The sequence below is a fragment of the Companilactobacillus halodurans genome (genome assembly GCF_009600995.1).
GTDB classification, from domain to species: Bacteria; Bacillota; Bacilli; order Lactobacillales; family Lactobacillaceae; genus Companilactobacillus; species Companilactobacillus halodurans.
Window position 1 is genome coordinate 1 of the sequence record NZ_VDFO01000011.1, and the last position, 22,389, is coordinate 22,389.

General features: G+C 35.4%; 25 protein-coding genes. 3 read left to right on the forward strand and 22 right to left on the reverse strand.

What is annotated here, in order from left to right; translation table 11 throughout:
• Positions 1-81: 81 nt before the first annotated feature.
• The 4 genes from FHL05_RS12685 to miaA form a co-directional block, all read right to left on the reverse strand.
• Positions 82-204 (reverse strand): hypothetical protein, encoded by a 123-nt coding sequence (locus tag FHL05_RS12685; RefSeq protein ID WP_274596048.1) that lies wholly within the window; start codon positions 202-204, stop codon positions 82-84.
• Positions 205-446: 242 nt separating this feature from the next.
• Positions 447-578 (reverse strand): hypothetical protein, encoded by a 132-nt coding sequence (locus tag FHL05_RS12690; protein WP_272950457.1) that lies wholly within the window; start codon positions 576-578, stop codon positions 447-449.
• A gap of 475 nt (positions 579-1,053) precedes the next feature.
• Positions 1,054-2,307, reverse strand: a complete 1,254-nt coding sequence (locus tag FHL05_RS03945) for a methionine gamma-lyase family protein (protein ID WP_153385903.1) — start codon at positions 2,305-2,307, stop codon at positions 1,054-1,056.
• Entirely contained in the window at positions 2,300-3,226 is a 927-nt protein-coding gene (miaA, locus tag FHL05_RS03950; protein ID WP_153385902.1) for a tRNA (adenosine(37)-N6)-dimethylallyltransferase MiaA, read from the reverse strand. The genes FHL05_RS03945 and miaA overlap by 8 nt, the downstream gene beginning before the upstream one ends.
• Positions 3,227-3,312: 86 nt before the next feature.
• Between miaA and FHL05_RS03955 the strand changes: the two genes are divergently transcribed.
• On the forward strand, positions 3,313-3,507 hold the full coding sequence (locus tag FHL05_RS03955) for a DUF3042 family protein (protein WP_153385901.1): 195 nt from the start codon (positions 3,313-3,315) through the stop codon (positions 3,505-3,507).
• 60 nt (positions 3,508-3,567) lie between these two features.
• Here the strand turns inward: FHL05_RS03955 and FHL05_RS03960 are convergent, their stop codons facing one another.
• The 13 genes from FHL05_RS03960 to FHL05_RS04020 form a co-directional block, all read right to left on the reverse strand.
• A complete protein-coding gene (locus FHL05_RS03960; RefSeq protein ID WP_162853726.1) occupies positions 3,568-3,966 on the reverse strand; it encodes a rhodanese-like domain-containing protein in 399 nt (132 codons plus the stop codon).
• A 21-nt stretch (positions 3,967-3,987) separates the two neighbouring features.
• A complete protein-coding gene (locus FHL05_RS03965) occupies positions 3,988-4,950 on the reverse strand; it encodes an ROK family glucokinase (protein ID WP_162000199.1) in 963 nt (320 codons plus the stop codon).
• Positions 4,947-5,171: a YqgQ family protein gene (locus FHL05_RS03970; RefSeq protein WP_153385899.1), complete on the reverse strand. Its 225-nt coding sequence runs from the start codon at positions 5,169-5,171 to the stop codon at positions 4,947-4,949. The genes FHL05_RS03965 and FHL05_RS03970 overlap by 4 nt, the downstream gene beginning before the upstream one ends.
• Positions 5,164-5,841: a rhomboid family intramembrane serine protease gene (locus FHL05_RS03975; RefSeq protein ID WP_153385898.1), complete on the reverse strand. Its 678-nt coding sequence runs from the start codon at positions 5,839-5,841 to the stop codon at positions 5,164-5,166. The genes FHL05_RS03970 and FHL05_RS03975 overlap by 8 nt, the downstream gene beginning before the upstream one ends.
• Positions 5,825-6,394 (reverse strand): 5-formyltetrahydrofolate cyclo-ligase, encoded by a 570-nt coding sequence (locus FHL05_RS03980; protein ID WP_153522096.1) that lies wholly within the window; start codon positions 6,392-6,394, stop codon positions 5,825-5,827. Before FHL05_RS03980 ends, FHL05_RS03975 begins: the two co-directional genes overlap by 17 nt.
• 49 nt (positions 6,395-6,443) lie before the next feature.
• Positions 6,444-6,593 carry a 50S ribosomal protein L33 gene (gene rpmG / locus FHL05_RS03985; RefSeq protein ID WP_153385896.1) on the reverse strand — a complete coding sequence of 50 codons (150 nt, stop codon included), beginning with the start codon at positions 6,591-6,593 and terminating at the stop codon, positions 6,444-6,446.
• Between the two features lie 87 nt (positions 6,594-6,680).
• A complete protein-coding gene (locus FHL05_RS03990) occupies positions 6,681-8,777 on the reverse strand; it encodes a peptidoglycan D,D-transpeptidase FtsI family protein (RefSeq protein ID WP_420838734.1) in 2,097 nt (698 codons plus the stop codon).
• Between the two features lie 37 nt (positions 8,778-8,814).
• Positions 8,815-9,111 carry a HesB/YadR/YfhF family protein gene (locus FHL05_RS03995; RefSeq protein WP_153385908.1) on the reverse strand — a complete coding sequence of 99 codons (297 nt, stop codon included), beginning with the start codon at positions 9,109-9,111 and terminating at the stop codon, positions 8,815-8,817.
• 51 nt (positions 9,112-9,162) lie between these two features.
• Positions 9,163-9,639 carry a transcription elongation factor GreA gene (gene greA, locus FHL05_RS04000; RefSeq protein ID WP_153385894.1) on the reverse strand — a complete coding sequence of 159 codons (477 nt, stop codon included), beginning with the start codon at positions 9,637-9,639 and terminating at the stop codon, positions 9,163-9,165.
• A gap of 95 nt (positions 9,640-9,734) precedes the next feature.
• Positions 9,735-10,886, reverse strand: coding sequence for an endolytic transglycosylase MltG (gene mltG / locus FHL05_RS04005; RefSeq protein WP_153522100.1), 1,152 nt, complete (start codon positions 10,884-10,886; stop codon positions 9,735-9,737).
• A 53-nt stretch (positions 10,887-10,939) separates the two neighbouring features.
• On the reverse strand, positions 10,940-13,345 hold the full coding sequence (gene pheT / locus FHL05_RS04010; protein WP_153385892.1) for a phenylalanine--tRNA ligase subunit beta: 2,406 nt from the start codon (positions 13,343-13,345) through the stop codon (positions 10,940-10,942).
• Positions 13,346-13,349: 4 nt separating this feature from the next.
• Positions 13,350-14,396 carry a phenylalanine--tRNA ligase subunit alpha gene (gene pheS / locus FHL05_RS04015; protein WP_153385891.1) on the reverse strand — a complete coding sequence of 349 codons (1,047 nt, stop codon included), beginning with the start codon at positions 14,394-14,396 and terminating at the stop codon, positions 13,350-13,352.
• 535 nt (positions 14,397-14,931) lie between these two features.
• Positions 14,932-15,693, reverse strand: a complete 762-nt coding sequence (locus FHL05_RS04020) for a TrmH family RNA methyltransferase (RefSeq protein ID WP_153385890.1) — start codon at positions 15,691-15,693, stop codon at positions 14,932-14,934.
• Between the two features lie 65 nt (positions 15,694-15,758).
• On the opposite strand from FHL05_RS04020, the gene FHL05_RS04025 reads away from it, so the two are divergent.
• Together FHL05_RS04025 and yidC are read left to right on the forward strand one after the other, a co-directional pair.
• Positions 15,759-16,034, forward strand: a complete 276-nt coding sequence (locus FHL05_RS04025; protein WP_162000200.1) for an acylphosphatase — start codon at positions 15,759-15,761, stop codon at positions 16,032-16,034.
• Between the two features lie 59 nt (positions 16,035-16,093).
• Positions 16,094-17,092 (forward strand): membrane protein insertase YidC, encoded by a 999-nt coding sequence (gene yidC, locus FHL05_RS04030; RefSeq protein WP_162000201.1) that lies wholly within the window; start codon positions 16,094-16,096, stop codon positions 17,090-17,092.
• Positions 17,093-17,174: 82 nt separating this feature from the next.
• On the opposite strand, the gene FHL05_RS04035 is transcribed toward yidC, so the two are convergent.
• The 5 genes from FHL05_RS04035 to FHL05_RS04055 form a co-directional block, all read right to left on the reverse strand.
• Positions 17,175-18,257, reverse strand: a complete 1,083-nt coding sequence (locus FHL05_RS04035; RefSeq protein WP_153385889.1) for a sensor histidine kinase — start codon at positions 18,255-18,257, stop codon at positions 17,175-17,177.
• Positions 18,254-18,940, reverse strand: a complete 687-nt coding sequence (locus FHL05_RS04040; protein WP_153385888.1) for a response regulator transcription factor — start codon at positions 18,938-18,940, stop codon at positions 18,254-18,256. Before FHL05_RS04040 ends, FHL05_RS04035 begins: the two co-directional genes overlap by 4 nt.
• Before the next feature lie 188 nt (positions 18,941-19,128).
• A complete protein-coding gene (gndA, locus tag FHL05_RS04045; RefSeq protein WP_153385887.1) occupies positions 19,129-20,553 on the reverse strand; it encodes an NADP-dependent phosphogluconate dehydrogenase in 1,425 nt (474 codons plus the stop codon).
• A gap of 174 nt (positions 20,554-20,727) precedes the next feature.
• On the reverse strand, positions 20,728-21,282 hold the full coding sequence (locus FHL05_RS04050) for a YceD family protein (protein WP_153385886.1): 555 nt from the start codon (positions 21,280-21,282) through the stop codon (positions 20,728-20,730).
• Positions 21,282-22,382: a nucleotidyltransferase gene (locus FHL05_RS04055; RefSeq protein WP_153385885.1), complete on the reverse strand. Its 1,101-nt coding sequence runs from the start codon at positions 22,380-22,382 to the stop codon at positions 21,282-21,284. Before FHL05_RS04055 ends, FHL05_RS04050 begins: the two co-directional genes overlap by 1 nt.
• Positions 22,383-22,389 lie beyond the last annotated feature (7 nt).

Here is a 22,389-nt window from a genome sequence, read left to right on the forward strand (position 1 = left end):
TATTAAGCGTATCAATCTTCAAATTTTTTGGCTCCGAGCAAGCTCGTCAGCCAAATAAAAAACAGCTAGACCAATTATGATCTAACTGCTTATGTAAACTGCCATCAACTTAATTTGACGAACAGCCAATTTTTTTAGTTCTTGTTGTTGAATCACTCGCCACTGCTTGGTTTCATTCTTTCGATGAAGCTTTCTTTCTTGCATCGACACTACCCCTTTTTATAACATTTCAAAAGTAGTCTAGTTCTTTTCAAATGAAACCACAAAAAAAGCTCCTTTCAAAAAATTGAAAGGAGCTTCTCTATTTTGTTGAGGATAAAATGCAACTCTCGTTGCTCATTTAATATATCATTTATTTACTAGAAGTTTTGTATTTTAAAGAAGTTGTAACCTAATTGTATTGATACTCACAAAATTAGTAATAAACGATTCACCTTAAACCAGTTTTATGCGCTCAACTTCAATATTTTGTTCATAGCTTCTTCAATTGACTTACCGCATGCAGAAACCCGAGTGTTTTTCTTATCGAATACGGTAAACAATTGACGTTTATTATCTAAAGTAACTTTATATCTCATATTGTTTACCTCCTACTTTTATGATTTCTTATTCTACACGCTTTTAAATAAAAATCAATAGAAACAAACTATTTTATTTTTAAAACTTGTAATAGTTCGGAGTAATTTATTTTGTTACTCAAAAGATTAAACTAAACGGTTCCATAGTCTAACTTAATTGTTAATTTAGCCACCCCTAAGATAATCCTTGATTAAACTTTTAAATAGGCGTTTATTATTTTGCTAAAAATAATTTTCATAATAAATGTAGTCTTACTGCAAATTCTTTTAAAAGAATCCTTAATTATAGACAATTTATGAAAATACCCAGTTATTGTTCGCTTTTTACTTAAATAATAGGCCTCTTTATTCAGAATGTTCTGTGAAACAATACTATATAGATTCTAGTTTCATAAAATTTATATCATAGCTTTCAAAAACTGACTCAAAGCAAAAAAAACATCAATTCTTTTTCTGAATTAATGTTTTATATAGTTTATGAAAAAAACAGTTCTTTACAAGCATTAGCAATTGCAATTTTTACATGTTCATAGGTCAAACCGCCCTGAATATAAATTATATATGGGGGACGCATTGGTCCATCACATGAGAATTCAATACTTGCTCCAGAGACAAAAGTTCCGGCAGCCATAATGACTTGATCTTCGTAGCCTGACATTGCACTAGGTTCTGGTGAAACATTGGAGTCGATTGGCGAAAATTTCTGAACCATTTTGGCAAAATTTATCATCTTGTCCGGGTCGTTGAATTCAATCGTCTGAATCAAATCTGTCCGGTCGGCATCCCATTTAGGCGAAACGTTCAAACCAAGTTTTTCAAAAATAGCCGCTTCAAAGATTGCGCCCTTAATAGCATTGCCTGTCACTCGCGGAGCCAAGAAAAATCCTTGAAACATTTCACTAAGACGGTCAATCGTGGCTCCTTCAAAAGCGCCTATTCCCGGTGCCGTCAAACGATAGCTTGTTAGTTCGACTAAATCTTTTTTACCAACGATGTAGCCTCCAGTTTTCGCTAAGCCACCGCCAGCATTCTTAATCAAAGAACCGGCCATGATGTCTGCTCCAACTTCTGTGGGCTCAATTGTTTCTGAAAATTCTCCATAGCAATTATCAACAAAAATTATAGCGTCCGTGACTGTTTTAATTTGCTTAATAATCTCTGCTATTTCAGAAACGGTTAAACTTTTGCGCGTTGAATAGCCTCGAGATCTTTGAATAGCGATAACTTTAGGATGCTGTTCTTTGATTTTTTGCTTCATTAAATCAAAATCAACCTTATCGCCCTTCATTTTGACCGAATCGAAACCAATTTTGTAATCAATTAAAGAACCCTTTTTATTACCGGCAGTCCCAATTACTTCTTGCATCGTATCATAAGGCTCTCCAGTGACGTATAAAAGGTTGTCTCCTGGCCGTAACAATCCAAACAAGACAGTTGCAAGGGTATGGGTTCCAGAAACGAACTGTGGACGAACTAGAGCCTTTTGGGTTTTAAAGACATCGGCATACACAGCTTCTAATTGATCACGTCCTCGGTCATCATCCCCATAGCCAGTCGTACCCAACAAACTGCTTTCATCAATACTCTCTTTTCGAAAGGCTTTTAAAACCTTATTCTGATTATCCAAAACTTGTTCATCAATTTCCATTAATTTTGGAGCAATCATCAAATCCACATCTTTTATCAGTGACTTCAACTTATCCGGAAAGTCAGCATTCCATCTACTCATTACTATTTTCCCCCATGAATTTAACAATTTTATTTTCAATCGTTGTTTGATAATTGGTATCTTCACTAATATTATACCAATCGACATCCATCTGATTGCGGAAATAGGTCAGTTGACGTTTAGCAAAATGACGCGAATTCTTTTTTAATTCAAATAAGCAAGTATTCAAATCGCTTTGCCCAGCAAAATATGGAAATAATTCTTTATAACCAATGCCATTTTTAGCTTGCAAAAATTCATCACGATGGTCATAAACATACTTTGCTTCATCCAAAAGGCCCATATCAACCATTTTATCAACTCGACGATTGATTCGGTCATATAATTTAGGACGATCATCGTTTAATCCAACTAAATAAAAATCAGCCCATTTAGAGCCATCATTTTGGGAAGTAATCGAAGCCCCAGTCGTCTTGATAACCTCAATTGCACGCATCACTCTGCGTGGATTATCAATATCAATCTTATCAAAGGCTACTGGATCTAGTTTTTTGAGCACTGATTGCAATTCTTCAATCCCGCCGTTTTGCTCAATTGCCAATAATTTTGGCCTAACGGAAGAACCGGAATTCTTCCCGCCAAGATTCAAATTATTTATCAAAGAACTCAAATAAAAACCAGTTCCTCCAACGACCAGCGGCAATTTATTTTCCGCGTCCAGTTTGGTTATGATATCACGCGCTTTTTTTTGAAAATCTTTAACTGTATATCTTTGATCTGGATTACAAATATCGACCAAATGATGTGGAACTAATCTCAATTCTTCAGGAGAATCTTTGGCTGTTCCAATATCCAAATTACGATAAATTTGCATTGAATCGCCAGAAATTATTTCCCCATTTAATTTTTGTGCTATTTTTAGACCTAATGCACTCTTACCAACGGCGGTTGGTCCTACAATCGCAACTACTTTTATCAAAAAAACACCTCATTTTGAACAGTCTTTGATAGATATTTTAAAGGAAATACGCCATAATGGGAATTAAAGACAGGAGGAATAGTAATATGGCAAAAAATCAAAAACATCTACGTTTTGTTAAAGGCTTCCTTGTTGGCTCATTAACAACAGCTACAGCAGTATATGGAGCATTACATGCCTTCAAAAAGAAGGTAATCGAACCTGAAACTGAGGAAAATGACCGTATCGAAGCTAACCGTAAACGTGCTAACCGTAAGAGTTTACAAGCACATCAAGGCTAATCATTATAACAATTATACTAAAAAAATGCTGTGCCAGAATTTTTTCTGCACAGCATTTTTTTATATTTTAGTAGTTTTTTTAGTCTTTCCTTCCCAATCGGAAAAGCGATCCTCTAACCACTTAACGTCCTCAAAGCCCCATTTTTTTTGTAACTTTAGAGCTGCACGAACACAAATATTTTTGCTATCTCCATAAAGATACACTGGAAGATCAGGTCTTAACTCACCTTCATTATATTTCAATTGAGTATAAGGCAAATTTCTAGCACCTAAAATATGTTTTGAGTCAAATGCATTTTTCTCTCTCAAGTCAACAATTTGAGCTTTTCGCATCGTCGTTTCAAAAGTTTCTTGATCCAATGAGCCCTTCATTTGTCTACCTTTGTACCAAAAGTAGAGCCATGAACCAACCCAATAGATTATAAAACCAATGACAATAATGTACAAAACTGTATTCAAAACTTGCATTAACAAAAACCCCTAATCAACTTTAATCAATGAAGCTGCACCAATAACTCCTGCACCATTTCCAAGACTTGCTAATCTCAATTTAGTTGAATCTTTGATAGTAGCAAACTCGTTTTTACGCATAGCCTTGTCAACTTTGTTCAACAAGAAATCACCAGCAGCAGAAACTCCACCACCAATAACAATATACTTGGGATTCAAAGTATTTGCAATATTACCTAAAACAAATCCTAATGATTCACAAACATAGTTAACTACGATCAAAGCTAAATCGTCATCTTCTTTAGCCAAATCAAAAACATCTTTAGCAGAAATATCTTGACCATCATCAAGCATAGCCTTTAGTTTTGAATCTCCAGCATATTCAGAAGCACGATCTCTAGCAACACGTACAATACCAGTAGCAGAAGCAATTGTTTCAAGACAGCCTCTCTTGCCACAAGTACACATGAAGCCATTAGGATCGACAGTAACGTGACCAATTTCACCAGCTGCACCATTAGCACCTTGAATCAATTTACCGTTAGCGATGATACCACCACCAACACCAGTACCAAGAGTTACAAAGACAACATCATCAGCGTTGTTACCAGCACCTTGCCATTTTTCACCCAAAGCAGCTACGTTAGCATCATTTTCAATTGTTACAGGAAGACCTGTGCCCTTTTCGATATCACAAACTGGATAAACTTCATTAGTCCAGTTAAGGTTATAAGCACCTTTGATTGTGCCTTTAGCGTGATCGATTGTACCAGGTGAACCCAATCCAATTCCGTCAAATTGGTCTGAAGTCATACCGTACATCTCAATGTGGTGATTAATAGAATCAATAATATCTGGAATAATTAATTGTCCGTCAGAAAGAATATTTGTTTCAATACTCCACTTTTGTTGAATCTCACCTTTATCAGTAAGAATAGCAAATTTAATTGTTGTACCACCAAGGTCAACACCGATTAACTTTTTGTCTGTCACTTTGATCTGTCCTTTTCTTCTTCTTTTCTGTGCTCCCTTTTTAAGACCAATTGAGCACGTATAAAGGTCTGTTTGTCGATCATTTCATTTTCATACAACTTTTTTACTTCGATAAACATGAGTTCGATGTCCCAAAGTCTCTTACCAAGGTGAACGAAAGTCCCAAATTTTTTCAATAATTGTTGTACATCATAGAGGGTTCTAAAGCTCATATTATCCATAAACTATCATACCCTTTGCATACATAAAATAAGCGATGGCAAAAACAGCTATTATTGAAATTATTCGATAAATCATTTTAGGCCGTCTGCTTTTTGGAACGGATAAACCGTATCCCAACAACAACCCGCCAAGAGCGCCACCAACATGACCCCAAATGTCAATCCCGCTCATAGTTAGATCCATCAATAAATTGATAACTATCAATGCCAAAAAACTTTTTCCTAATTCGATAATAAAACGATTCTCACGATAGATCGCAGCAAGTGCTAAAAAGACTGCAAACATCCCAAATAAGGAAGTACTGGCCCCCGCTGAAATAGCGTTGTTTGCTCCAAAAGCAAAACTTGCCAAATTTCCAGTAACGCCGCTTACTAAATAAATCGCTAAAAATCGCCAATGACCGATAATAGGTTCTAAAACTTGACCAACATATAACAGTGTAAACCCATTCATTAAAATATGGAAGAAGCCAATGTGTAAAAATATTGGAGTAAATAATCGCCACCACTGACCAGCTTGTACTAACCAATTAGTTTTTGCCCCCATTAAAATCAAAGTGCTGTATTTTTGTGAGCCTCCAATGAAGGTCTCTATCAAAAATACAACAATTGTTATGGCCAAGAGGGTCCACGTTACATAGGCTTTATTTTGTCTACTGAATATCTGCATTTTGGTCCACCGAAGAAATTATTATGTCATCAATTTTTTTATCCAAAACATACACTGGCCAAGGCGTATCTTGATAACATTGAATTGATAACGCTAAAGCAAGCGTTTTAGTTGGATATTTCGCCAAATATCTATCAAAACATCCGAATCCCTTTCCCAAACGATTCTTATCACTAGAATAAGCAAGTCCAGGAGTTATCAATAAGTCTGGTGGATTCATGACATCAGTTTGATAATTCTTTGGTTCACTTGTTCCATAATAATTATCCTCAAGTTCTGTATCTTGGGTATATTTAACAAACGTCATTGAATAATCAGAAAAAGTCTTTGGAATATATACTTCTTTTCCCATTTCCCAACATTGATTAATGATTGGAAAAGTCGGAATCTCATCGTTCATACTCAAAGTGATTCCGATACTTGACGAATTTTGAAAATCAAGATTATTAAACAATTGAAAATAAAGATTATTGATTTCTTTTTGAGCTTTGTCAGACTTCATAAAGTCGCTAACTAAATCAATCTGTTTTTTTCTAAAGCTTACTTTATCCAACTAATCATCACTCCTTAGAAAAAAAAACAACAGGGGTTTAACCTGTTGTTTATTTTGTTTCACGATACAAAGTAACAGTACGTTCGCGTGGACAATATTTCTTTAGTTCAAGACGATCTGGATTGTTACGTTTGCTTTTACTTGTTAGATATGTACGTTCATGACATGAAGTACATTCCATTGTTATGTTTACTCTCATCTTTGGAACATCCTTTCATAAAACTTAACTAAATTCAACTAATTAAATATATCATTTTTTCAGTAATTTTAAAAGGTCAAATTCAGATTATTTCTGACCTGTCATCTTAAAGTAGTCAGTATAAATTTGTTTTGCCAGCAAGTTTGGATAACTACCTGTTTCACTAGTTAAATTAGGAAATACAATTGCCATAGCAATATTAGGATTCTTATAAGGACCGAAACTAACTAGACTAGTTGTAATTGTTTCTGGTGGATCTGAACTTGGATTATCAGGGTCGTAGTAGAATGATTGAGCTGTACCAGTTTTAGCAGCAACTGAAGGACTTATATCAGCTAATTTAGTAGCTGTTGTCCAATAACCACTACCATGAACTGCGGCATACATACCTTTTCTAACGACATTCAACTCATCTTGGGTGAACCCAACCTTATTCAAGACAGATGGTTTAGTAACTGATGTCAAAGCACCTTTCTTACCGTTGTCCTTAGTCTTTTGAATTGATTGAACAATATAAGGCTTTAGACGATAACCACCATTAGCAATTGTTGAAATGTATTGTGCCATTTCAATTAAGGTATAGGCATCATAGTTACCATAGGACAAATCAAGTGCAGAACCAGTCTTCAATTGACCACTGCTATTTCTAGTTGAACCTTCGATCCCTGTTGTTTCACCAGAAATATCAATACCAGTTTTGACACCTAACCCAAATTGATTGAAATAACCTCTCATCTTCGAGAAAATATCTGAATCTAACGTTAATGATTCCTTTGGAACATATTTGGCATGTCCTTCCTTCATTGCTAGAGCCATCATATACTCATTGGAAGAAAATTGTAGAGCTTGCTCAGCAGTTAAACTACTAAAAGTACCAATTGGATAAACAGATTTTTTAACCGCTGTACCTGGTAGATAAACCGGTTCATCAGCAATTGTATTATTTGATGGCGTAATAACTCCATCCATCAAAGCACCTAAAACAGTAGCACCTTTAACAGCAGAACCCATAACAAAGGTTCTGTTAATGACACCTAAAGCATCTTCAGAAGTCTTACCTGTCTTAGGATTATTGTGAATTCCAGCCATTGCTAAAATAGCTCCAGTCTTAGGATTCATTGCCACAACATATGCACCATCTGAGTATTGAGTAATACCTGCTGATTTAGCAGCATCATATTGTTCCTTAAGATCCGCTTGGACTTTCTTTTGGAATTTTGAATCAATCGTCAAATTAAGGTTTCCACCCTTTTGACCACCATAAACTAATTTACTCTTTTTAATTTGATTATTTGAACCAACTTGGACTTCACGTTGACTCTTAGTTCCAGCAAGAATCGATTCATAACTCTTTTCTAGATAACTAGTACCGACACGATCATTTCGTGAATAACCAGCAGCAAGCATCGTATTCAATTCACTATCTGGAATACCTTGTTGTTCAGTAGATACCCCACCGATAATACTTGCAATTGATTTACCTTGTGGATATTCACGATTCCAGTTAGTTCCAATACTTACTCCTGGAAGTTCAGTCAAGTGCTCACTAACTTGAGCAATTTCTCTAGAAGTAAGATCCTTATCTTTTAGGAAAACTGTTGATAATGAATAAGCAGCACTCATTTTTTTAAACAATGTCGCACGTTGCAAATCTTTCTTATTTAGATGAATACCTTGTTTCTCAATATACTTAACTTCATTATTATAAAGTTTACTAGAGGATAAAGCATCCCCATCGGAATTTACCCGTTGCGATTTAGGCATCTGTTTAGTGACTTTATCTGATTTCCCAGGAGCTGACAAAATATAATCAGCTTTGTCACGTGAACTTAAATCATCAACTTCAACTGACATATATTTAGTTAATCTATTAACGATCGTATAAATATCAGATGAACTGACGCTTCCACTTTTCGTATAAGAAATAGCATTTTCAGTTGAATTCCCAACCAAAAGTCTACCTTTTGAATCATAAATCATCCCACGAGGGACACTGCCTGTCATTACTGTCTTATCTGTTCGATCAACTTCTGCTTGAAATTTACCACCATAAACGATCTGTAAATAAGCAAGCTGTCCAACTAGCATTGCGAATAGAACAAAGACAATAAAAAAAAGCAGGTTTAGTCGAAATGGAATAGTAGACTTCGCTTGACTACCTGTTCTTTTCTTTATTATATCCAGTATTCTTCTCATATTTATCCTTCAAAAAAACGAACGATTATTCATTCGATTTAAAAATATACTTTGGTCCATCAAGATCAGGATCATAATCAACTAACAAATCATATCTTGCAAAAAACCAAGTATCACTGTCAGTTATGTAATATGATACACCATCAATGACTGTATCTGCTACAGGATCGACAGGTTTTTCTTTACGCATTGCTATTGAAAATCCCTCATGAACCATTGTTTTGCCATAGACCTTACCGTAGAAATGTATTCCATCACCAGGTACTAAATCTAATTCTTTTTCAAACCATTGCGTTGCTTTGTCAGTTAACTCTATTTTCATCATGTTCACCTCAATATTTTACTAAGATAAACATAGCAGAAAACGTCTTCATTAAGCAACTTCCACGGCTTTGACTTTCACATCGTAACTGCCAACAGGTGTTTCAACAGTTACTGTATCGCCTACGTGCTTGCCTAATAATGCCTTAGCAATTGGGGAATCATTTGAAATCTTGCCAGAGTCAGGATCAGATTCTGATGAACCAACGATTGTATAAATATCTGGTTCTTCGCCATCTTCTTGAACAGTAACTTTTTTACCGATTGAAATTTCATCTTCAGCAACTTCATCAGCATCGATTACTTTTGCATATTGAATTTGTTCAATGATTGAAGAAATTCTTGATTCAATCACACTTTGTTCATCCTTAGCAGATGTGTATTCAGAGTTTTCTGAAAGATCACCAAAACTTCTAGCAATTTTAATACGATTGATAACTTCCGGACGTTTAACTTTCTTCAAGTTTTCTAATTCTTTTTCTAGGTCTTTCTTACCTTGAGCTGTCATTGGATAACTTCTGTCTGCCATTTTTAAAAACTTCCTTTTAATTATTTAATCTAATTTCAAAATGTCATCTAATCTACTGTGATTAGATGACATTTATTTTTCTATTTAATTATACATTATTGACCTAATGAAGAGTTCTTATTCTCATGTTCCTCTAATGTATGTGAATAATATACCTTACCTGTCTTCAAACTTGCAACAAAGTAGAGATAATTTTCATCTCTATCTGCAGGATTCAAAGTAGCTTCAATTGCTTGAAGACTTGGAGTATTAAATGGTCCAGGACCATAACCTGCATGTTTATAGAGATTATATGGAGATTTTACTCTAACATCTTTTCTTGATAACTTCGTCTTATGCTTATTCAAAGCATACATGACAGAAATATCAGATTGAATTGGCATATCAATATCAATACGATTGAAGAACACGCCAGCAATCTTTCTACGATCAGAGTTCTTAACACCTTCACGTTCAACTAATGATGCCAAAGTCAAAGTTTGTTGAACCGTCAGACCTTTCTCCTTAATCTTATCGTAATAAGGTTCTAGTTCTTGATTCTCTTTTTCAACCATTTGGTTAACTAATTGTTTCAAAGTCAAACCTTTGTAGATTCCATAAGTCGCAGGGAATAAATAACCCTCCAAATGATATCTAACATTCTTTTTAGCCATGGTTGAATCCAATAATTCAGGGTACTTCTTTTGAAGTTGCTTCAAATATTTCTTGTTTTTCATTAATTTCAAGAAATCTTTCTTCTTAAAATGAGTACTCTTTTGAATTTGGTCACCAATCTCGTCAATTGTAACACCTTCACGAACTAACACTGAATCAGTAGATGCACCAGCTGGGACTTCTGCCGTACCACCTTTTTGAAGCTGTTTAACGACTTGACTCATATCCATCGACTGTTTGAATTTGAAATAACCAGCCTGAAAATTATTGTAGTTTTGAGCTTTCGTATAAAAATTGAAAACTGTTGCACTCTTAATAATCTTATCTTTTTCAAGTGTTTTAGCAATCTCTTTAGTCGAAGACCCCATTGGTATTTTAACGACTATCGTTTCCTTACTCTTTTCATTGTAAGGTTGCAATGAACTGTTTACATAATTGAAGCCGATAATAGCAACGACTACTGCTAAAACAGCAATCACCCCTACTATCCAATAAGCTATATGATTAGCTACTGAACGTTCTTGAGCTCGGGTTTTTACTTTTTCACCCGATTCACGTTTCAATGCTTCTTTTTTATCATCCTTCTGGCTCAAGACACAGCCTCCCGAGTTAATTTATTAGAATTATACCATTAGTTTCAGCATAATTATCTAATTTCTACGTTAAATTTTTGTACCAAACTTTCTTTAACAAGTGAGAATGCCTTTTCAACCTCTTCATCAGTTAAAGTATCGTTAGGATTTAAGAATTCTAAGTGATAACCAAGTGATTTGTGATTTGGTTGAATATTTTTACCTTGATAGACATCAAAGATATTAACATCTTGCAAGTATTTGCCGCCATTAGCGAAAATGTCAGCAATAATTTGACTATTATTAATATCTTTTCCAACTAAAATAGCTAAATCACGAGTTACAGCAGGATATTTAGGCGCACTTTGAGCTTTTACGTTCTTAGAATTCAATTCATACAATAGATCGATATTCAATTCAAAAACAAACGTATCCGAAACATTTTGGGATTTTTGATAATCAGGATGCAACTTACCAATAAGACCAATTACTTGATCGTTAGCTAAAATTTTAGCTGTTTGACCTGGGTGAAGGTTTTTGTATTCATCAGTAGCTTCATAACTAAATGTGGCATCGCTATTGGTAAATGACAATAGTTCATCCACGATTCCCTTAACATAATAGAAATCGACTTTTTGAGCTTGAGTATTCCATGAATCGACTACGACATCTCCACTGACAGCACCTGAAATATAAGATACTTCATTTGGACGAGCTTGACCAGTTGGACGGTCAAATATTCTAGCTTGCTCAAAAATCTTGAGATTGTCATTTTTACGAGCTTGATTATAAGCCACGTTTCTAACTAAACCTGGAATCAAGCTGTTGCGTAAGTATTCGTGATCTTCAGTCATCGGATGCAATAACTTAGTATATTCTGTGTGAATCGTGTTGAAATCTTCAACTTCTTTTTTACTTAAAAGCGAGAAATTAATAACTTCATCCATGCCGGCACCAAGTAAAATATCGCGAAGCTTATTGCTTAATTCTCGCTTCTTGCTGTAGCCGCCACGTGTCTCCATTCCTGCAGGTAAAGTATTAGGTAAGTTCTCGTACCCATAAATTCGATTAACTTCTTCAACCAAGTCGGCTTCGATAGTCATGTCCCAACGACGAGTTGGAATCGTAACAGTCACATCATCGCCAGATAATTCTGTTTCAAAACCTAAGCGGTCAAAAATATCAAGAATCTCATCACTAGAAAGGTCTAAGCCCATCAAATGATTAATATGATTAATGCTACCTTTGATAACAGTTGGTTCTGCCTTAGTGTAATTACCAACAATATCCTTTGAAATAGTTGTTGCGTCACTATTTTGATCAACTAATTGAGTGGCACGTAAAAGTGCTTCGTCAACGATGCCATTATCAACGCCCTTTTCAAAACGGTTAGAGTCATCGCCACGTAGGTCGTGTCTTTGAGCAGTTTTACGAACAGTGGCACCATCAAAAACCCCTGCCTCTAGTAAAACATTTTTCGTATTTTCGTCAACCGCAGCAGTTTTGCCATTAATTACTCCAGCTAATCCTAAAATTTCCTTATTAGAAGCAACAATCAAGTCATTTTTATCAAGAACCTTATCTTGATCATCCAATACTAATTTATCGCCATCTTTAGCGAACCTAACTGTTAAGTCTTTATCTTGAAGTTTATCTAAATCATAAGCTTGAATAGGTTGACCGTATTCAATCATAACGTAGTTAGCTGCATCGACGACATTATTAACTGGTTGGATGTTTTGATTCCACAACCTTCTTTGCATCCAAAGCGGACTGTGAGAAACAGTTACACCTTTTAACTCACGTAATAAATAATCAGGTACTAAGTCTTTTTCAGCGACTTTTACAGTGACATCTGCATCGTCTTGAACTTTTGTTTGATTCAATTCTGGTTTCTTAAATGTTGGTTTTTCATTATAAGTTGCACCGATTTCCCAAGCAGCACCACGCATACCCAAAGTATCAGCACGATTAGGCGTGATATCGATATCGATCATTTCATCTTTTAAACCAAGGAGATCATAAACATCTTCGCCTGGTTTTTGAGGGTCGTCGAAAACATAAATGCCGTTAGCAAATTCTTCAGGCATGTATTGACTAGGGACGCCGACTTCGTCTAAACCACAAATCATGCCATTTGACTCTTGGCCACGGATTTTGCCACGCTTGATCCTAACGCCATTAGGCAAGTGTGCGCCATGTCTTGCAACGATAACGTATTGACCTTTTGCCACATTAGGAGCACCACAGACGATTTGAATTTCTTCTGATTCACCAACATCTACTTGGCAAACTTTTAAGTGGTCTGAATTAGGATGAGCTATCACGCTTGTGATATGGCCGACAACTAAATCAGTCAACTCTTCTCCTAATTTAACTGGACTTGATTCAATCCCAGTTAAAGAAATTTTATTAGCCATTTCTTCGACTGTATGTGTAACTGGAATGTATTCTTTTAACCAACTTGTTGAAATCTTCATTATCTTAATTTACTCCTTTGAATTGTTCTAGGAATCTTACATCATTTAAGTAGAAATCACGGATATCGTTGATTCCATATTTAAGCATGGCAAAACGTTCTGGTCCAAGACCAAAAGCCATACCACTGTATTCATTAGGGTCAATTCCTGACATCTTTAAAACATTAGGGTGCGTAAGTCCGGCACCTAAAACTTCGATCCAGCCGGTGTACTTACAAATACGACAGCCTTCTCCACCACAGTTAAAACAAGAAACATCAACTTCAACTGATGGTTCAGTAAATGGGAAATAACTTGGACGGAATTTTATTTCACGGTCTGGTCCAAAGACGTGACGACAAAGTGCATCTAAGGTACCTTTCAAGTCAGCCATACTGATATTTTTATCAACGACTAAACCTTCAATTTGATGGAATTGGTGAGAGTGAGTAGCATCATCATCATCACGACGGTAAACGACACCTGGTGAAATCATCTTTAAAGGACCCTTTGAAAAGTCATGAGCTTCCATGTCACGACCTTCTTGTGCAGAAGTCTGAGTTCTCATTAAAAGTTCATCTGATAAATAGAAAGTATCTTGCATATCACGAGCTGGGTGATTCTTAGGGATGTTCAATCTTTCAAAATTGTAGTGGTCCTCTTCAACTTCATAGCCACCAGCAACTTCGTAACCTAGACCGATAAAGAATTGTTCAATGTCTTCAATCGTTTGATTCAAAATATGCTTTGTACCTTGATTTTGACTAGTGGAAGGCAAAGTTACATCAATTGTTTCTTCAGCCAGCTTTTTAGCAACGATTTTTTTATTCAATTCTTCCATTTTTTCTTCAATGGCCAATTGAATATCTTTTTTTACATTATTAGCTAAGGTACCTATTTCAGGACGTTCTTCTGCAGGAACATCTTTCATACCTCTTAAGGCTTTAGTGATAGGTCCCTTTTTACCTAAAAGATTAACTCTTAGGTCGTTTAATTCTTGAAGCTTTTGAGCTTTTTTGGCTTCGTCGATACCATTTTCTCTTAGGTTCTTTAGTGTTTCATTTAATGACATTTTGTTTCTCCTTGGTGGTCTTGAATTCTATTGATTGAAATTTTTATGTTAGATATTTTTTTAATAACTATTGGGGATTGTGTTATGTGGAAGAGGTAACTTTAAAATAGTTTTATGTCCTCTTGTTTAATAACCATTGCTCCACTGATATATGGTTGAAACGAGCTCCGCAGGGGCAACCCATTCCGGTTAAGTCTAATATCTCTGGCGATTGCTTCGCAATCACCTGAGATATTGGTCTTAATCCTCGTGGGCTGACCGCCCCTGCTGCGCTCTCTCAAAAAAAAGTCCCCATCCCTAAAAAAGGGACGAGGACTCGCGGTACCACCCTAGTTCATGTTTAAAAACATGCACTCAAGTAGTTATATAGTAACTAACTTAAAAACTCAGAAAGTGAATTCGCTGTTTCTTTCATCAAGCCTTTTTCAGTCAATGGCTCTTCCTGTCATGAAATCTGCAGTTACTATTTTTCGTCAAAGTTTAAATATTTTATTTATATAGTTGATTATACAAAAACTTACAAGTTTAGCAAGTTCTAAAGTGTTTGTAATCCGTACATTAAAACTCCGGCAGCTACTGCTACGTTGAGTGATTCGGCTTTTCCAAGAATTGGTATATAAATATTTTCATCGGTTTCGCCTAATACTTCTTTTGTAACTCCGTGAGCTTCATTGCCCATAACTAATGCATAATTATCAATCTTGGTTAATTCATTGTATGGTTTTGCTTTAGCATTTACTTGTGAACCATAAATTTTTAATTGTGACTTTTTGGCTAAGTTGATAGCACGATTAATATCCATTCGGTAGATGGGTAGATGGAATTGGCTTCCTTGCATCGAACGTTGAACTTTTGGTTGATAGAAATCAGCTGAGTCTAAACTTGTGATTACTCCATCATATCCTGCTGCATCAGCTGTACGGACGATTGTTCCGACATTTCCGGGATCTTGGACGTCGTCTAGCATGACCCACTTTCCAGAAAAGTCAGTTAAATCATTTTCTTCATTTACTTTAATGACAGCAAAGATTCCTTGTGGCGTCTTTGTTTCTGATAAATCATTAGCAACATCTTCAGAAATCGTTACGGCAATATCGTGGTATTTTTTAACTAATCGATCATCTTCGTATTTTTCCGTAACTAAGAGCTTCACAAATTCTTGCTCATATTGGTCAGCTTCACGAACTAAATGAAAGCCTTCAATCATATAAGTTCCAGTCTTACGAATATTTTTTGTAGCTGATAATTTCTTCAGTTGTTTGATTTCATCATTTTTTTTCGATTCAATATATTTCATATCATCCATCCCTCTTGTTCTATAATATAAATATTAACACATTCGAGAATTTGAGGTGATCAGTTGTGAAACATCTTTCCATTAATGCCGATGGCTTAGTTCAAGGAGTTGGATTTCGCTATTCAACTTTTCAAGTAGCTAACGAACTGGGAGTTACTGGCACAGTGAAAAATGAAATGGACGGTTCAGTTTCAATCGAGGCCGAAGGAGACCAAAAAATCTTATATATTTTCCTTAATCGGATAAAATCTTCCCCTTCACCCTTTGGAAAAGTAACTAAATTGGACTATAATTTTTCTGACGACTTACAACATTACAAGAAATTCACTGTGATTGGTTGAAACGTCAAAAGAGTTAAAGTATATTACTCTGTATACGATTAAAAGGGTGGTTTATTTAAGTGAAGAAAAAATATGTCAAATATATATCAGTACTGTCGCTAGTTTTAGTACTGACACTAGTTTTGACTGGATGTGCTCAAAGTTCCGCAAACTTGCACGCTCCTACTAGTGGGCCATATGGATTTATTTACAAATGGCTAGGAATTCCGTTCCAAAATTTGATTCTAAAGACAGCACAAATAATTGGTGGTACAAACGCATATGCTTGGGGAATCATGATTATTTCCTTTGTCGTTCGCTTGATTTTGGTTCCTTTATCATTGAACCAACAATATAAATCAACGACGCAACAAGAAAAAATGCGTGCTGTGCAACCTCAATTGAAATTAATTCAAAACGCACAAAAGAAAGCTAAGAATCCTGATGCTCAACAGAAAATCAGTAGCTTAATGATGGAAGTTTATAAGAAGAATAATTTAAGTTTAACCGGTGGTATGGGATGTTTGCCATTGCTTCTTCAAATGCCAATCTTGATTGGTATTTATCAAGCCGTACAATATTCAAAGCAAATCGGTACTGCTACCTTCTTATCAATCCCTCTTGGTAAACCAAGTATGATTGTTGCCATTATTGCGACCGTCTTCTACTTGATTCAAGGTTGGATGTCCTTACAAATCGTTCCACAGGAACAAAGAAAACAAATGCAAACAATGCTACTCATGAGTCCTATGATGACATTCTTCATTTCAATGATTTCAACTGCTGCTCTTGCACTTTACTTCTTGGTCGGTGGTATCGTAATCGTGATTCAACAATTGATTACAAATTACATCGTTACCCCAAGAATCAGAAAACAAACTGATGCTGAATTAGCAAAGAATCCAGTTAAAATAGTTGTCACGCAAGAAATGCTTGATGACATTTTAAACTCGGGAGCTTCAAGTGCAAAAACAAATGATAATGGTACTGCAAATCAAAGTGCACAAGCTGAAAAAGAACTACACAAGAGTATTCGTGAATTAAATCAAGGCAAACAAAATCGCAACAAAAATAAATAGTTTCATGATAAAAGGCTATCAATTCAATAATGAATTGATAGCCTTTTTGAGTTTAAAAAAAATCCTCAAATTTAATTGAGAATTACTTTTTTGATTCTTTATCTTTTTTTGTTGTTTCTTCTGGTTGTAATATAGGCAATTCAATCTTAAAAACCGTTCCAGAACCGACAACACTTTCAACTTCCAAGCTACCATGATAGATTTCAATCAATCGCTTGGCAATAGAAAGTCCTAGACCGTTTCCTCCACGTTTTCTTGAGCGGGCCTTGTCAACTCTATAGAATCTATTAAAAATCCGTTTAAGGTCATTTTTAGCGATTCCAAGCCCATAATCTTGGACGACCACTTCCAACAATGCTGAATTAGTCGAAGCAGCCAAATTGATTTCTTTTCGATCAGCTGAATATTTAAATGCATTATCCAATAGGATAACTAAGACTTGCTCCAAGTGATTGCGATAAATCTTAACTTTACTACCCTCACGGATATCGTCGTCGAAATTGATCACAAAATCTGGATGCAACATTTTGAAATCATTGTAAACTTGCGTAAACAATGGTTTGACCTCAGTTGTCTGTTCCAAATATGCACTGTCGATCTGTTCAACACGTGTAAGATCTAGCATCTCTTGAATCAAGGATTGCATTCGTTTTAATTCCTGAAGCGATGAATTGATTGAATCATTCAAAACTTCGGGATCGTCTTTACCCCAACGTTGCAACATACTTAAATGTCCTTCGAGTACAGCAACTGGGGTCCGCAATTCGTGTGAAACATCTTCCACAAATTCTTTTTGTTGATTCGTGTAAGCTTGCATTCGATCTAACATTTTATTGATATTAACTGTTAAATCATAAACTTCATCATTTCTTTTACGTATTTTTATTCTAGAGTCAGAATCAGGTTTCTTATTCAAAGCATCGATTGTCACATTGATTTTTTTCAAATCATTTAAGACCATCGTTACCGCATAAAAACTCAACAGCACGCCTAAAATAAAAACTACGACTCCACCAATGATCAATTTGGTGGTAAATGCATGAATTTCATTCACTGAAGCTACATTATCAACTGTCCGCATCGCTATAATGCTGACAAAAACATAAGCCATTAAGATAACAATTGAAATTAAAGCAGTCCATTTGAAACGGATTGAAATTCTCATCGACGCATCACGTACCCTTTGCCACGAACAGTTGAGATATAGCTAGGTGCTCCTGGGCGGTCAATTTTATTTCTCAAATATTTGATATAAACATCAACGACATTTGTTTCAGTTGATGAACCTGTTCCCCAAACACGTTCCAATAAGTCGTCACGACTCAAAACGGTTCCAACATTTTCCATTAAGGCACTCAATAAATCATATTCGCGTCGAGTCAAGTCAATTACTTCCCCATTACGCTTCAAAGTTTGAGTAGTCTTATCAATAACCAAGTTCTTATATTTTAAAACTTGATCGTTATTTCTTGTCACATCGATATCTAAATCGATACGTCTTAATAATGCCCGGATTCTTGCAAGCAATTCTTCAATTGCAAATGGTTTAACAATATAATCGTCAGCCCCGTGATCTAATCCTGATACACGATCAATAATTGAATCACGTGCTGTCATCATAATAATTGGTGTATTTTTTTCTTGACGAATGCGACGACAAACTTCGATACCGTTCAATTCAGGTAACATCAGATCAAGCAAGATTAAATCCCAATCTTCTGACAACGCTGCATCGAGGCCGGTTCTACCATCACGTTCGACAGTCACTTCATAATTTTCATGTTGAAGTTCGAGTTGAACGAATTTTGCCATATTCTCTTCGTCTTCAATAACAAGTATTTTAGCCATACGTATCTCCTATACATAAATATTAAATTATCTTTAATTATAGACTAATCATCAATTCAAATGTGTCTCTCTTTTGGCAATGCATTAATGATTTTAACATATAGCAAAAATTAAAAGAAGACAAGCTTTTATTTTTATTTTTTTTAAACAAAAAAAGAGACGGTCCCCCGTCCCAAATTTTTACTACATTATTGTTCTTCATACCAAGTATAGTGGAATGTACCAGGTTTGTCATTTCTCTCATATGTGTGAGCACCGAAGTAATCTCTTTGAGCTTGAATCAAGTTTGCAGGGAGTTCTTCTGAACGATATTGATCGTAGTATGAGATAGCAGCCATGAATCCAGAAACAGGAATTCCGGCTTGAACAGCAAAGCTGACAACGTCACGAACATCTGATTGATATTCTTTAACGATACCCTTGAAGTAATCGTTCATCAATAAGTTGTCCAATTTTGGTTCTTCGTCGTATGCATCAGTGATCTTTTGTAAGAATTGAGCACGAATGATACAACCAGCACGCCAGATTTGAGCAATCTTACCGTAGTTTAAATCCCAATCGTAGTGATCAGAAGCGGCCTTCATTTGAGCAAATCCTTGAGCATAACTGATTAGTTTACTGAAGTACAAAGCTTTACGGATCTTTTCAACTAATTCATCGACATTCTTGATTTCTGGTGTCTTTTCAGGCTTAGGTAAAACCTTGCTTGCCTTAACACGTTCATCTTTATAAGCAGAAACATAACGTGAGTAAACTGATTCTGTAATCAATGATTGTGGAACGCCTAGTTCAAGAGCACTTTGTGAACTCCATTTACCAGTACCCTTGTTACCAGCTTTGTCCAAAATCTTATTGACAATATAATCGTCAGTTCCTTCATCGTCTTTTCTAGTCAAGATTTGTGAAGTAATATCGATCAAATAACTTGATAGTTCACCCTTGTTCCAGTCTTGGAAGACTTCAGCAATCTTATTAACATCATTGTTAAACAAGTGCTTCAACAAGTTGTAACTTTCAGAAATAAGTTCCATATCGCCATATTCGATACCATTGTGTACCATCTTTACATAGTGGCCGGCACCATTAGGTCCGATGTATGTAACGCATGGTGCACCATCTTCGTCAGCTTTGGCTGAGATTTGTTCCAAAATAGGAGCAACTAGATCATAAGCTTCTTTTTGGCCACCGGGCATTAATGATGGTCCGTGAAGAGCACCGAGCTCACCACCGGAAACGCCCATACCGATAAAGTTGATTCCAGATTTATCCAAACGTTTGTTACGTTCAATAGTATCTTGGAAGTTTGTATTACCACCATCGATCAAAACATCGCCCTTGTCTAATAAAGGCAAGAGTTGTCCGATAACAGCATCAGTACCAGCACCTGCTTTAACCATCATCATAATACGACGAGGTTTTTCAAGTGAATCTACAAAATCCTCAATTGTATAACTAGGTACTAATTTCTTTTCTGGATGCTCCTCAACAACCGCTTTAGTCTTTGAACCTGTACGGTTATAGATAGCAACTTCATATCCACTACTCTCAATATTTAGGGCAAGATTCTTACCCATGACAGCCATACCAATAACACCAATTTGTGGTTTTGCCATTAATAATTACCTCCGATTTTTGTTCACATATTAATTCTAACAAAAAATCAAAAAAGGAGTGAATAAAACCGCTTCATTTTACGATTATTTTAATGTTAGTTTTACATCTAACCTTATAAGAAATATTTCATTAGAACAAATAAGGGTAGAAAAAAAGAAGTAGTTAAAATATCTCTACTTCTTATCACCATCATCTTTAAATAAACCTTTTAATTTCGCAAATTCTGGATTCACATGCTCTTCTTCTTTTTGCGAATTGAAATCTTCTTCAGAAATCACTTCCCAGTCTTTACCAGAAGGCATGATATTTTCTTGTTCTTCTTTCTTAGTTAAGACCTTTGAAGGAATACTCAATAAAATATTATCAATCACTGATTCATAAATATTAATAGTTGGATTGTCATCGTTGACAGAAATCACAACAGCGTAATCCTCCAAGTCTTCTTCTGCAAGATCATCAATGTTATAAGCTTCATTAATTCTAATATCGACCGGTAATTCTACTGGCAATAAACTTCTTGTTGAAGGTACTTTTAAAGTTGTTTTAACTTTGACATCTGAAATTACTAGACCATGATCATTGAATAATTGGCCCTTCACTTCGACTGGAGCTGAATCTAAAACATCGTCGGAACGAGTTGTCAGCTCTTTAGTTAAATCGAGTTCTTCCTCAAATTCAAAAGGTTTGTCTTTGTAACGGCGAACGTCTTGAACATCCCAATTTAGCATTAATTTACCCCTTTCATGTAAGGTATTCTTCCAAAATCTTGCTTTTCCTTAGTTATCATTTGATAAATTCTATCAGCTCTGATTTCTAAGTCTAAAGCAGCTTGTTCTTTTTTCCCGACACGAGTAATTAAATTCAGGTCGTTTTTCTTTAATTCATTAAGATACTTTTGACCTGATGAATTAAATCCTAATATTCTCAAATAAGGATTTTTATTCACATTATTAATTTCAGATTCTTTCACATTTAATAACGTATACATCATTAAACGTCTCAAACGAGCCAAAGTATAACGTTTTGATTTAACTCGGTCGATGAATTGTTGAAAATTATCACTATCAACAATTTCTTTCTTTAATTTGTACTCCAACCCTTCAACCATCTGATAAATTTGCTGCAATTCATCGATTGAAGAATTTAGAATTTGATATTTCAAATAGGGAAAAAAATCTTCCCATGTAGCAATTTTTTGTTCACTCATTAATGTTTGAGTCAATTTAGGTACTAATCCAGCAATTGGCTCACCATTAATATAGCAATTTCTAACTTTAGTTGCACTAAAATCAGACTGGTTTCTAAGAATTGTTTTCGTATCAATCAAAAAATGGTTTTGTTTGATCTGTAAAACATAATTCAAGCCTAAAAGTTGATTCGGTAGTTTGGAAATCTCAAGTCCCTTTGAACGATAAAAATCAGTCAAATTTTGAGCTGAACTATTTTGATAATTTGGTTTAAAGTCAGCTTTAATGGATGAGATTTGTTGAGCAATTTCATCAAAATCTAATTTTTCTTCAGTTCCAAAAACTAACGTATCGATGTCCAAGGAATTCAAAACTCTTATCGACCCCTCAGCAAATAAGCCTGCTGGTTGTACAGCACTCGCCAGTGGCAATTCGACTACTAAATCGACTCCATTTTCAATTGCCAGTCTTGCTCTTTTCCACTTGTCCAAAATGGCAAAATCACCCCGTTGAACAAAATTGCCCGACATAACGGCAATTAATACATCAGGGTGATATTTTTGTTTGATTGCATCGATAAATAACTTATGTCCATTGTGAAATGGATTAAATTCCGCAACGAACCCATAAATTTTTGTCATAAGATCC